This is a genomic window from Bacillus sp. Pc3, assembly GCF_000815145.1.
In the GTDB taxonomy this organism is placed as follows: Bacteria; Bacillota; Bacilli; order Bacillales; family Bacillaceae; genus Bacillus; species Bacillus velezensis.
This window is the reverse complement of sequence record NZ_CP010406.1, coordinates 1,769,360-1,782,314: the sequence shown is the minus strand read 5'-3', so window position 1 is coordinate 1,782,314 and position 12,955 is coordinate 1,769,360. Positions and strand designations below refer to the sequence as shown.

Genomic DNA, 12,955 nt, shown 5'->3' with positions numbered 1-12,955 from the left:
CGCGGGGTGCACACTATTTCTATGCGGGAAAGGAAGGTCAGCATGAATCTCGTTACATTACAGGATATCGTTTTTGGTTATTCGCATACACCGGTGCTTGACGGCGTGTCGCTGGAAATTAAAAGCGGCGAATTCGTCGGCATTACAGGGCCGAACGGCGCGTCAAAATCGACGCTGATGAAAGTCATGCTCGGCATGCTCAGACCTTGGGAAGGAACGGCCGAGATCAGTAAAAAAAACGCAGCTGGAAAACGCCTGACAATCGGCTATGTTCCGCAGCAGATTTCTTCATTTAACGCAGGATTCCCAAGCACGGTTCTGGAGCTTGTGCAATCAGGCCGTTATACGAAAGGAAAATGGTTTAAACGATTGAACGAAACGGATCACCACGAGGTGGAAAACGCGCTGAAGATGGTGGAAATGTGGGATTTCCGCCACCGGAAAATCGGCGATTTATCCGGCGGACAGAAGCAGAAAATCTGCATTGCGAGAATGCTTGCGAGCAATCCGGATCTGCTGATGCTTGATGAGCCGACAACCGCGGTTGATTATGAAAGCAGACAGGGTTTCTACGAATTTATGCACCATCAGGTGAAAAATCACAACCGCACCGTCGTCATGGTGACACACGAACAAAACGAAGTACAGCAGTATCTGGATAAAGTCATACGGCTTGAAAGGGGGGAAAAAGGCGGATGGAAATGTTTGACTTGGAATTCATGCGACGAGCTTTTCTAGCGGGAAGCATGATCGGAATTATGGCGCCGATATTAGGCGTATATCTCGTGCTGAGAAGACAGGCGCTGATGGCGGATACGCTGTCTCATATTTCATTGTCGGGCGTGGCCATCGGTTTTTTTCTCAGTACCAATATTACGGCGGCGAGCATCGTTGTCGTCACGATCGGAGCGATCGGCATTGAATACATGCGGCGGGCGTACCGTACATATTCCGAGGTATCTATCGCAATCTTAATGGCGGCCGGGCTGTCGTTTGCGATGTTTCTGATCAGTCTGTCAAAAGGCGGCGCGTCGATGAGCATCGATCAATATTTATTTGGATCGCTTGTCACGGTCAGCCAGCAGCAGGTCTATATTATCGGAGGCATTACCCTGCTGATTCTGCTTTATTTCATTATATTAAACAGACCGCTCTATCTGCTTACTTTTGACGAGGCGACGGCGAAGACATCAGGCATTAACACAAACCTGCTGTCAATGTCATTCAGCATCGTGACGGGGCTGGCGATTTCGGTCATTATTCCGATTATCGGCGTGCTGCTCGTTTCCGCGCTCCTCGTACTGCCCGCGGCTTTTGCAATCCGTATCGCCAAAGGGTTTAAATGGGTGTTTGCGGCAGCCATTATTATTTCTCTTTTCAGTGTGTTCATGGGGCTGACGTCTTCGTACCAGCTCGGAACGCCTCCGGGGCCGTCAATCACTTTACTGTTAATCATTCTGCTTCTGCTCGGGTTTACGCTGCAGGGGATTTGGAATGCGTTTAAAAAAGGAAAAGAACGAAAAAACCGCCGTTAAGCGGTGCAGCAGTCTCATCTGCTGCTCCGTTTGACGGCTTTTTTTCACAGAAATATATCAGCAAGACGCTCATATGACTCTTTTTTTGCTTCGAAATCAAAGACGTTGCACAGCACCATCATCTCTTTTGTCTGATACCGCTCGGAAAGTTCAAGCAGACGGCGTTTCACTGCGGCAGGAGAGCCGATCACCATCCGCTTCCTGTTTTCTTCTATCTGTTTACGGTCCTCCGGCGAATACGGATAAGCTTTCGCTTCCTCCACACTCGGCACGCGGCTGTCGGCGCCTTTTCCGACACGAAGAAGCCATAAATCCTGGCTTAAGGCGAGTTCTTCCGCTTTCTCATCCGTAGCCGCGCATATGACGAAAATGGCACAGAGCGAGGCGGGAGCGGAAAAATGGGCGGAGGCCCGGAAATGGTCCCGATAGATCTGAAAAGCTTTTTCCCCGCGTTCCGGATTAATGAAATGGCCGAAGACATAGCCCGCACCTTGAAGAGCGGCGCGTCTGGCGCTGTTTTCCCCGAGGCCGAGCACCCAAAGCTGCGGGGCTGTTTCAATCAAAGGCGCTGTTTTTATTCCTGCATAAGCATGGTCCGAGGGAACCGAATCTGTCAGAAAGGATGATAAATCCTGAAGCTGCCTGTTAAACTCGGTCATGCTTTTCTTTACCCCGTCTGTGAGGGCGAGCCGGATTTTCGTCGTGCCGCCCGGTGAGCGTCCGACCCCAAGGTCAATCCGGTTCGGGTGCAGCGCCTCAAGCTGACGGAAAGTTTCCGCGACTTTATAGGGGCTGTACTGCGGCAGCAGCACGCCGCCTGATCCGACACGGATGGACGTTGTGGCTGCGGCGGTATGAGCGATCATAATTTCCGGCGAAACGCTTGCGAGCCCTCTTGTGCCGTGATGCTCGGCAAACCAGTACCGCTTATAGCCCCATCCTTCACTGAGACGGGCGAGCTCCGCTGAACGGCGGAGCGTCTCGTGCGGCCCGTTTCCTTTGGATACGGGCGCCTGATCAAGTATGCTTAAATCAATCACTCGTCTGCTCCTTTACTGACATGTATTGATACAAGGATAGGAAAAATGTTCAGTCTTCGTCAATTTCTTTGTTTTCTCTATTCTCTCCGGAACGAAGGAGAATATAGGAAGTAATTTTTCGCCGTTTTTCGCCAAAAATTCTTATGTTTTATGAAACTTTGATATAATAAAAGACGTATATCTTAATAAACACCGGGATTCTTGTCCCGGAATTTAGTAAAAATGCGCACTTGCGGCGTGCTTAGCGGCACCCTTACAGAATAGGAGTGAATCATATGGCGATCTCTTTACAAAAAGGACAGCGGATTGATTTAACAAAAGGAAAAGCCGGCCTGTCAAAACTGCTGGTCGGACTCGGCTGGGACCCTGTATCATCCGGGGGCTTTTTCGGAAAGCTGTTCGGCGGAGGCGGTGCCAATATCGACTGTGACGCTTCCGTACTGATGCTTGAAAATGATAAAATGACAGACAGCAAAAACGTCATCTATTTCGGCAATCTGAAAAGCCGGTGCGGCGGTGTCGTACATACGGGTGACAACCTGACGGGTGAAGGCGACGGCGATGATGAACAAATTCTCATCGATTTGGCGAAGGTGCCCGCTCAGATTAATAAACTTGTGTTTGTCGTCAATATTTACGACTGCGTCAGACGAAAACAGGACTTCGGCATGATTCAAAACGCGTTCATCCGCGTCGTTGATCAGGCTAATCGCGAAGAACTGGTGACTTACAATTTAAGAGATAACTATTCAGGCAGAACGAGCCTGATCGCGGCTGAAATCTACCGCCAGGACGGCGAGTGGAAATTCGCCGCAGTAGGAGAAGGCACAAACGATACAAAAATCGGCGATATCGTTAACCGATACGCCTAAACGATAAAAAGGAGAGTGCACACATGGCAATTTCATTGGCAAAAGGACAAAAAGTAGATTTGACTAAAACAAATCCGGGTCTTTCTAAAGTCGTTGTCGGCCTTGGCTGGGATACAAACAAATACGACGGCGGACATGATTTTGATTTAGATTCCAGCGTCTTTCTATTAAATGAAGCGGGAAAATGCGCGTCGCCTGATGATTTCATTTTCTATAATCAGCTTGAAGGCGGAAACGGCTCTGTCGCACATTCAGGCGACAACCTGACAGGCCAGGGCGAAGGCGATGACGAAAGCGTAAGAGTCAACCTGAGCGCGGTGCCCGCGGCTATTGACAAAATTTCATTCGTCATCACGATTCATGAAGCGGAAGCGCGCGGCCAAAACTTCGGACAAGTTTCCAACGCGTTCGTGCGCATTGTCAATGAAGAGACAAATGAGGAGCTGATCCGCTATGATCTGGCTGAAGATTTCTCAATTGAAACAGCCATTATCGCAGGGGAGCTTTACAGACATAACGGCGAATGGAAATTTTCCGCGATCGGCTCAGGCTACCAAGGCGGACTGGCCCGTATTGCGACAGATTACGGCCTGCAAATCGGCTGAACCATATCAAACACAGAAGGGAGAGACGGCACATGGCTATTCAATTGGCGAAAGGACAGCGTGTTGATCTGACAAAAACGAACCCCGGCCTTACAAAAGCGGTGATCGGCTTAGGGTGGGATACGAACAAGTACTCCGGAGGGCATGACTTTGACCTTGACGCGTCGGCTTTTCTTGTCGATGCCCATGACAACTGTGTAAATGATCTTGATTTTGTTTTCTACAATAACCTGGAACACCCGAGCGGGGGCGTCATCCATACGGGAGACAACCGGACGGGCGAGGGCGAGGGAGACGATGAACAAATTATCGTCGACTTCTCAAAAATACCCGCAAATATTGAAAAGATCGGCATCACCGTCACGATTCATGATGCGGAAGCGCGCGGCCAAAATTTCGGACAAGTTTCGAACGCGTTCGTGCGCGTCGTCGATGAAAACAGCCAGAATGAACTGCTTCGTTTCGATTTAGGGGAAGACTTCTCGATTGAAACGGCGGTTGTCGTTTGTGAGCTTTACCGCCATGGGGCTGAGTGGAAGTTTAACGCCATCGGCAGCGGGTTTTCCGGCGGTCTGGCATCACTTTGCCGGAATTACGGCTTGCAGGTGTAAGCAGGAAATTACCGTTTTACTAAATAGGAGGAAAAAACTTGGATTTTCTACATCATATTATGTCGACCTACGCTTCCTTTTTTGATTGGAAAATGTGGGGTGAGGTGCTGACTGACCCTGTATCATGGGGGCTGATCGGTTCCTTGGTTCTGCTGGAAGGGCTGCTGTCGGCCGACAATGCGTTAGTGCTTGCGGTGATGGTAAGGCATCTGCCTGAAAAACAGCGGAAGAAAGCATTAACATACGGATTGTTCGGGGCATATATTTTCCGTTTTATCTTTATCGGGATCGGAATGCTGCTCATTAAGTTCTGGTGGATTAAAGTGCTTGGCGCGCTGTACCTGGCTTGGCTCGTCATTAAGCATTTCTGGATCGGAGAAGGTGATGACGATACGGAAGGCATGAAGAAAAATTCATGGATGGTCCGTACGTTCGGAATTTTCTGGGCCACTGTCGTTTCAGTTGAGTTAATGGATTTGGCCTTCTCTGTTGACAGCATTCTGGCCGCGTTTGCGGTATCGGAAAAAGTGTGGGTGCTCTTGATCGGCGGTATGCTTGGCATTCTCATGATGCGTACAGTCGCAAAAGTATTCCTTGTTTTAATTGATAAAATCCCTGAGCTTGAAAATACGGCTTTTGTGCTGATCGGGATTATCGCCGTGAAAATGGCGGCGAGCGCCTTTGATTATGAAATGCCGCACGTGGTGTTCTTCGGAATCATCATCGCTGCGTTTGTGGTAACGTTTATTATCCACTATTTCAACAAACAAAAGCAGGTTCAGGAGCAAACGGCTGCATCTAAAGAAGAATAAAACAAAAAAGGAGGGAGAGTTCATTTCCTTCCTTTTTTGTACCGATCATCATGAAGAGAAAGGAGGAAAATGATGAGGCAGGAAGAATTGGTGATCCGAAAGGCCGAGCCGGAAAACGATGACTGGGAAACGTTTCTGATGCGGCCGCTGCCGGAACGTCCCGGTTACGAGCGGGAAAACGGGCTGGCGTTTACCCGTCTTGCCGTCCGGATTTTGGGCACTCCTTATGATGAGACGGAGTATTACAATAAGCTTTTCGAGCTGTCTTCTCACGAAAACATCCATGTGTTAAGCGAGACGCTGGATAAGACCATCGCGCCTGAAACGTTTCAGGCGCTGCAGCACATCCATTCGGTCAATCAAAAAGAGAAAGGGCTTTCGGTTTCCAGGTTTGTCGCGTTTCTCGATGGGGGCAGGCTGCTTGCCAAACACGCTGATCCGCTTATGCACCGCCGGCTGAGAACCGCGTTTATGACGCTTTTGGAAACCTTTGCGGACCGGCATGAAAACGGGCTGAATCATCCCGATTTCCGGCGTGTGCTCTTGGATGTGTCAAAGTTTTCGCTGAACCACCTGAATCCATGGCTTGAACAAGCCGATATAGAGCGTGAGATGCCGAAGGTGGTGTGGTATGGAGACGCTGCCAAAAGCCAGCTCTATTTTCTCTATTATCTCATGCTGATCGGCTGTGACGTCCTATTGTTTCATCCGGCTGCGGAAGATCCGTTCAGCTTGATTGATCCGGATGAGGAACTCAGCTTTGTGATAAAGCTCCCCGCAACAGGCGGCCTTGAGCCATTCCCGAAAGAAAAGCCGGACAGAACGTCCACGACGGCCTACCGGTCAACGAAAGAAATTGAGCATGTGCTGAACCATGAGGAATCTATGATGTATAAGCCTTGGCAGTTCAGGGATCATACCCCGCAGTCCGTGACATTAAAAACGACGTATGATGAGTTATTTCTCATTGCGAAGGAGCGGGCGTTTATCCGGCCGCAATTTAAAGCGGACAGGGAGCGGGTGGCCGTTCCGAACCTTTTTGCGAAAGTGATGGGGGTTTCCAAAGATACGAAAGAATATTGGAACAGACTCCATACCGCCGCAGACTATCAGGAGACACACATGATCCGCAGTTTTCCGTTTACGGAAGAGCTGAAAGCCAACTACCAGTATCACTACAGTCAGGTTTTGAACGAAGAAGGAGCGATTGACGCGGACAGGCTGAAAAGAAGCAACATCTGGCAGTACAAGCATCTCCCGTCAGGCGTGCAGAACGCCATCGCCAATGTGATTTCTGACATGTGCAGAAACCCAGGGCTGAAGGCTTTGCCCGGGGAGCAGGCAAGGGATGCCGCAATCTATTTGTTCCGCCAGGCGACGAACCTGCCCGCTTCGCTGCTGCAATTGATTCAGACGTTTGATTACGCCCAAACCGTTCCGAAACTCGTTTTATATCATACGGAACAAAATGGCGAACTTACACGTTCTGACGCCGCCGCTCTGTTGTTTTTAAATAAATTCGGCGTCGATATCATCTTGTATAATCCGCCGGGCCATCAGGACATTGAGCATTATATTGAAGAAAGCCAATTTGATGTCCATTGGCTGGAGGACATGGTGTTTCGGCAGGAATATAAGGAGCCGTCACTCGTAAGAAAGCTGTTTAGAACCATTACGCAAAAGCAGGGAGAGTAAATAGTCATGACAGAAAATCAAAATCCGCTTGTTCTTGATAAAAATGAAGAGATTTCTGAACAAAAAGCAGATGACATCAGGGTGCAGCTGCGCCAAGACCCTGAGGTGCAGCGCATTTCGCAGCAGATTGACGTGAAAAACCAAATGGAGCTGCTTGAGTACGGAAAAGAACCGGCAGTTGAAATCTCGAAGTTCTCCGACCGCATCTTAAATATGATGAAAACAACAAGTGTCACGGATTCAGGCACAATGCTGACGCAGCTCGGAAAAATCATGGACCGTTTTGACAAAAATGATTTCGATGAACCAAAAGGATTTCTCGCTAAAATGTTCAAACGCGGCAACAGTATGATTGAAAAGATTTTTCAAAAGTACCGCACCCTGGGCGGAGAAATTGAAAAAATCCACGTCGAAATTTCAAAATACAAAGATGAAATGGCAAAGACGAACCATACGCTTGAAGAGATGTATGAAAACAACATTAACTACTACATGGAGCTTGAAAAATATGTCGTTGCCGGGCAGATGAAGCTTGAGGAAATGCAGGCGCTCATTCCTTCTTATGAAGAAAAAGCGGCAGGCGGAAACCAGCTTGCGCAAATGCAGCTTGATACGCTGCGTGACGGGCTTCAGGCGCTTGAGGAACGTGTCTATGATTTAGATATGGCGCGGATGGTGGCGCTGCAAACGGCGCCGCAGATCCGCCTCCTTCAGCGCGGAAATACGAAGCTCATCGGGAAAATCAATTCCGCTTTCGTCATTACGATTCCGATTTTCAAAAACGGCATCATTCAGGCTGTCACAGTCAAACGGCAAAAGCTTGTGGCTGATTCAATGAGCGAGCTGGACCGCCGCACGAATGAAATGCTGAAGCGAAACGCTGAAAATATTTCAAACCAAAGCGTGGAGATTGCCCGTATGGCAGGCCGTCCGAGCATTGACATTGAGACGATTGAAACGTCTTGGAATACGATTGTCAGCGGTATGCAGGAAACGAAACAGATCGAAGAAGAGAACAGACGTATCAGAGAAGACGGCGCGAAACGGATTCAACAGCTTCAGGATAATATTAAAAACGCAGTCTTAAAGAATTAACACACACCCCGCTTGCTTACGGCAAGCGGGATTTTTTTGCGAAAAAAGATAATGACAATGTGTAAAGACAGGTGTAAACTTATACGGTAATCATTTTCGATTTGAGGTGCTGCTTATGAACAAACAACCTGCCGTCACTCCGCGAAAACTTCTGGCGATTGCCGGAATGGGCTGGCTGTTTGATGCGATGGATGTCGGAATTTTATCGTTTATTATCGCCGCGCTTCACACTGATTGGAATTTAACACCCGATCAAATGAAATGGATCGGAAGCGTCAATTCCATCGGTATGGCAGCGGGCGCCTTTGTATTCGGAATGCTGGCCGACAGGATCGGCCGGAAAAAAGTGTTTATGATCACGCTGTTATTCTTTTCTGTCGGAAGCGGCATATCCGCTTTCGCAACGGGATTGACGGTTTTTCTCATATTGCGTTTTCTGATCGGAATGGGGCTTGGCGGGGAACTGCCTGTCGCCTCGACGCTCGTGTCAGAAGCGTCCCCTCCCGAAAAGCGGGGACGGATCATCGTGCTGCTTGAGAGCTTTTGGGCCGCGGGCTGGCTTCTTGCGGCGGTGATTTCCTACTTTGTCATACCGTCATTCGGCTGGCAGGCCGCGCTGCTCTTAACGGCGCTGGCCGCATTTTATGCGCTGTACTTGCGGAAAAGCCTTCCGGAATCACCGGCGCATCAGGCATTGCCGCAGAAAAAAAGCATACGCGGGCAGGCGGGAAGTGTCTGGACGAAACCGTATATCCGGCCGACGGTGCTGCTGTCTGTCGTTTGGTTCTGCGTCGTCTTTTCTTATTACGGCATGTTTTTATGGCTGCCGAGCGTGATGCTGATGAAAGGCTACAGCATGATTGAGAGCTTCGAATACGTCCTTCTGATGACACTTGCCCAGCTTCCCGGATATTTCTCTGCGGCGTGGCTGATCGAAAAAGCGGGGAGGAAGACCATCTTAGTCTTCTATTTGCTCGGAACGGCGGGCAGCGCTTATTTCTTCGGTGCCGCGGATTCATTGGCCATGCTGCTCACAGCGGGCATGCTGCTGTCCTTCTTCAATCTCGGCGCATGGGGCGTGCTTTACGCCTATACACCGGAGCAGTACCCTGCGGCGATCCGTGCGACCGGTTCCGGCACAACGGCGGCCGTCGGCAGAATCGGCGGCATTTTCGGTCCGCTTCTCGTCGGATCGCTTGCAGCCCGGAACGTTTCGTTTACAGTGATTTTCGCCGTCTTTTGTGCGGCCATCCTGATTGCCGTCATCACCATTATTATTCTCGGAAAAGAAACGAAACAGACAGAGCTTGCGCAATGAGCACCCTTTTGGGGTGCTTTTTTTAGTGAGCTGTCTGTTGACAGACCTATATTTTTCCTTAATATTCCTTATTTTTAGGAGGAGAAAACTTCTTTTTCCGGGACAATGTCGCGAAAAAATTCTTGTTTTTGTAAAAAAAGGATAGGAAATCAGTTTGCAGCACATTCGATGGAAACGTTCTCAAGCCTGATAAAAGCCCGATTTCCTTTATAATTTATCCTCAATAAGGAGGATTAGAGAGTATTTAGAAGCATACCAGAGGAAAATAAGACACAGGGATGTTTTTAAAGTAATGATACAAAATAAACGGGATTATGATGTTTGTTTGACTTATTACAAACGTGTTACGGTATTAAAGATTGCTTATTATGGAGGGAAAATATGAATTTGGATGAGAAACCAATTAAGATAAAAGTCGAAAATGTATCTAAGGTTTTCGGAAAACAGACAAAAAAAGCCATTCAGATGCTGTCCAGCGGAAAAAACAAAAAAGAGATCCTGAAAGCGACCGGATCAACCGTTGGTGTCAATCAAGCAAACTTTGATGTATATGATGGGGAGATATTTGTCATCATGGGTCTATCGGGGAGCGGTAAATCAACTTTAGTTCGGCTGTTAAACCGGCTTATTGAACCGACTGCCGGGAATATTTATATTGATGGTGACATGATAACAAATATGTCAAAAGACCAGCTCCGGGAAGTGCGCCGGAAAAAAATCAGCATGGTCTTTCAAAAATTTGCACTGTTTCCGCACAGAACGATTCTTGAAAATACGGAATACGGCCTGGAGCTTCAAGGCGTCGACAAAAAAGAGCGTGAGCAAAAAGCGCTTGATTCGCTTAAACTTGTCGGTCTTGAAGGCTTTGAACACCAATTCCCAGATCAGCTCAGCGGAGGAATGCAGCAGCGTGTCGGACTTGCGCGCGCATTGACGAATGATCCTGACATTCTTCTGATGGATGAAGCTTTCAGTGCGCTTGATCCGCTGATCCGCAAAGACATGCAGGATGAGCTTTTAGACCTTCATGACTCTGTCGGCAAGACGATCATCTTTATCACGCATGATCTTGATGAAGCATTGCGCATCGGCGACAGAATCGTGCTGATGAAAGACGGTAACATCGTTCAGATCGGGACGCCTGAAGAAATTCTGATGAGCCCGTCCAATGAATACGTTGAGAAATTCGTTGAGGACGTTGATTTATCCAAAGTTCTGACAGCGGGCCACATCATGAAGCGCGCTGAAACCGTGCGGATTGACAAAGGGCCTCGTGTAGCGCTGCAGCTCATGAAGAATCTCGGTATTTCTTCTATTTACGCCGTTGATAAACAGAAACAGCTTCTCGGCGTCATTCACGCGGCGGATGCGAAAAAAGCGGTGGAATCCGACTTATCGCTTCAGGATATTCTAAATACTGAATTTACGACTGTAAACGAAAGCACGTACTTGACGGAGATTTTCGATGTCGTGTCTGATGCGAATATTCCGATCGCCGTCACGGACGATAAAGACCGCATGAAAGGCATTGTCGTAAAAGGCGCATTAATCGGCGCGCTTTCAGGAAATAACGATTATATAAATGTTGAAGATTCTGCTGAACAAGCTCAGGATTCTTCTGTTCAGGGGGTGAAGTAAATGGACAGATTGCCTAGAATTCCGTTAGCAGATATCGTTGACCGGTTTGTTGACTGGCTTACCATGACGTTCGGAGGTTTCTTTGACGGAATCTCAAACGGTTTGGCCGCTTTCGTAAACGCGATTGTGAGCGGTTTGGGTTTCATCCCGTCTATTTTATTGACTGTTATTTTTGCAGCTCTCGCTTGGTGGATCAGTACGAGAGGAATTGCACTCTTTACGTTAATCGGATTCCTTGTTATTGATTATTTGGGCTATTGGTCGCCGATGCTGCAAACGTTGGCGCTTGTCGTCACATCTGTTTTGATTTCCATTATTATCGGGGTTCCGATCGGCATATGGGCGTCTCAGAAAGAAACGGTCCGCCGCATTGTTACACCGATTCTGGATTTAATGCAGACCATGCCGGCTTTCGTATATCTGCTGCCTGCAATTTTCTTCTTTAATATCGGGGTTGTGCCAGGCGTCGTGGCATCTGTTATTTTCGCGATGCCTCCGACGATCCGCATGACGGTTCTCGGTATTAAACAAGTTCCGGCTGATTTGATCGAAGCGACGGAAGCATTCGGTTCAACGACGTCTCAGCGTCTGTTCAAGGTGCAGCTTCCGCTTGCCACAAAAACAATTCTTGCCGGTATTAACCAAAGCATCATGCTTGCTTTGTCAATGGTCGTTATCGCGGCCATGGTCGGTGCGCCGGGCCTCGGTTCTGAAGTATACAGCGCCGTGACACAGTTGAAAACCGGTGTCGGAGTGGAAGCGGGTATCGCGATCGTCATCGTAGCGATTACACTCGACCGTATCACGCAAAACATTAAAGTGAAGAAGAAGAGCAGGGGGAATGCCTGATGCTTAAGAAAATCATCGGTGTCGGCGTTACCGCTGCGCTGGCTCTTTCTTTGGCTGCCTGCGGTTCGCAGACTGATGGTAAGGCAACGGCTGCGGACCAGGTGAACAAAACCATTATCGGTATTGATCCGGGATCGGGGATCATGGCCCTGACGGATGAGGCCGTGAAGGATTACGGATTGAAAGACTGGAATGTCGTCACGGCGTCAAGTGCTGCCATGACGGCGACATTGAAGAAATCATATGACCGGAAAAAGCCGATCATCGTAACGGGCTGGACGCCGCACTGGATGTTCTCCAGATACAAGCTGAAGTTCCTTGATGATCCGAAAAAAACGTACGGAACTGCCGAGCAGATTCATACGATTACAAGAACCGGCTTCAGTAAGGAACAGCCTAACGCGGCCAAAGTTCTCAGCCAGTTCAAATGGACGCAGGACGATATGGGAGAAGTCATGATTGCCGTTGAAGAAGGCGAAAAGCCGGCCAAAGCCGCTGCTGAATATGTGAAAAAACACAAAGACCAAGTGGCTCAATGGACAAAAGGCGCCCATAAAGTCAAAGGGGATAAAATTAACCTGGCATATGTGGCTTGGGACAGTGAAATCGCAAGTACGAACGTGGTCGGAAAAGTATTTCAAGACCTCGGCTATGACGTGAAGCTGACGCAAGTGGAGGCCGGACCGATGTGGACTGCGATTGCGACAGGCAGCGCGGATGCGTCATTGTCTGCTTGGCTTCCGAATACCCATAAGGCATATGCGTCTAAATATAAAGGCAAATATGAAGATGTAGGAACGAGTCTGACAGGCGTCAAGATGGGTCTGGTCGTTCCTCAGTATATGAAAAACGTCAATTCAATTGAAGATTTGAAGAAATAACGAA

The 12,955-nt window shown here is 48.5% G+C and carries 13 protein-coding genes; 12 read left to right on the top strand and 1 reads right to left on the bottom strand.

All coding sequences use genetic code 11. The features are described 5' to 3' along the window. Positions 1-42 precede the first annotated feature (42 nt). Both SB24_RS08245 and SB24_RS08240 read left to right on the top strand, forming a co-directional pair. On the top strand, positions 43-738 hold the full coding sequence (locus SB24_RS08245) for a metal ABC transporter ATP-binding protein (RefSeq protein WP_003156655.1): 696 nt from the start codon (positions 43-45) through the stop codon (positions 736-738). Further along, a complete protein-coding gene (locus SB24_RS08240) occupies positions 696-1,535 on the top strand; it encodes a metal ABC transporter permease (RefSeq protein ID WP_007409044.1) in 840 nt (279 codons plus the stop codon). Before SB24_RS08245 ends, SB24_RS08240 begins: the two co-directional genes overlap by 43 nt. Before the next feature lie 44 nt (positions 1,536-1,579). Here the strand turns inward: SB24_RS08240 and SB24_RS08235 are convergent, their stop codons facing one another. After that, positions 1,580-2,575 carry an LLM class flavin-dependent oxidoreductase gene (locus SB24_RS08235; RefSeq protein ID WP_007409045.1) on the bottom strand — a complete coding sequence of 332 codons (996 nt, stop codon included), beginning with the start codon at positions 2,573-2,575 and terminating at the stop codon, positions 1,580-1,582. A gap of 275 nt (positions 2,576-2,850) precedes the next feature. On the opposite strand from SB24_RS08235, the gene SB24_RS08230 reads away from it, so the two are divergent. The 10 genes from SB24_RS08230 (at position 2,851) to SB24_RS08185 (ending at position 12,951) form a co-directional block, all read left to right on the top strand. Next, entirely contained in the window at positions 2,851-3,447 is a 597-nt protein-coding gene (locus SB24_RS08230) for a TerD family protein (RefSeq protein WP_015239102.1), read from the top strand. Between the two features lie 23 nt (positions 3,448-3,470). Continuing rightward, positions 3,471-4,052, top strand: coding sequence for a TerD family protein (locus SB24_RS08225; RefSeq protein ID WP_007409047.1), 582 nt, complete (start codon positions 3,471-3,473; stop codon positions 4,050-4,052). Between the two features lie 32 nt (positions 4,053-4,084). After that, a complete protein-coding gene (locus tag SB24_RS08220) occupies positions 4,085-4,663 on the top strand; it encodes a TerD family protein (protein ID WP_003156645.1) in 579 nt (192 codons plus the stop codon). Positions 4,664-4,701: 38 nt separating this feature from the next. Next, positions 4,702-5,475: a TerC family protein gene (locus SB24_RS08215; RefSeq protein WP_003156644.1), complete on the top strand. Its 774-nt coding sequence runs from the start codon at positions 4,702-4,704 to the stop codon at positions 5,473-5,475. A gap of 72 nt (positions 5,476-5,547) precedes the next feature. Beyond that, positions 5,548-7,170, top strand: coding sequence for a YceG family protein (locus SB24_RS08210; protein WP_007409048.1), 1,623 nt, complete (start codon positions 5,548-5,550; stop codon positions 7,168-7,170). 6 nt (positions 7,171-7,176) lie between these two features. Further along, on the top strand, positions 7,177-8,265 hold the full coding sequence (locus SB24_RS08205; protein ID WP_007609246.1) for a toxic anion resistance protein: 1,089 nt from the start codon (positions 7,177-7,179) through the stop codon (positions 8,263-8,265). Between the two features lie 115 nt (positions 8,266-8,380). Further along, on the top strand, positions 8,381-9,583 hold the full coding sequence (locus SB24_RS08200; protein ID WP_015416755.1) for an MFS transporter: 1,203 nt from the start codon (positions 8,381-8,383) through the stop codon (positions 9,581-9,583). A 381-nt stretch (positions 9,584-9,964) separates the two neighbouring features. Further along, positions 9,965-11,221, top strand: coding sequence for a glycine/proline betaine ABC transporter ATP-binding protein OpuAA (gene opuAA, locus SB24_RS08195; protein ID WP_015416756.1), 1,257 nt, complete (start codon positions 9,965-9,967; stop codon positions 11,219-11,221). Beyond that, the gene (gene opuAB / locus SB24_RS08190) at positions 11,222-12,070 is read left to right on the top strand and encodes a glycine/proline betaine ABC transporter permease subunit OpuAB (RefSeq protein WP_003156639.1); all 849 of its coding nucleotides are present in this window, start codon (positions 11,222-11,224) and stop codon (positions 12,068-12,070) included. Further along, complete coding sequence (locus SB24_RS08185; protein WP_015416757.1) at positions 12,070-12,951, top strand: glycine betaine ABC transporter substrate-binding protein; 882 nt, start codon at positions 12,070-12,072, stop codon at positions 12,949-12,951. The genes opuAB and SB24_RS08185 overlap by 1 nt, the downstream gene beginning before the upstream one ends. The last annotated feature ends 4 nt before the right edge of the window (positions 12,952-12,955 follow it).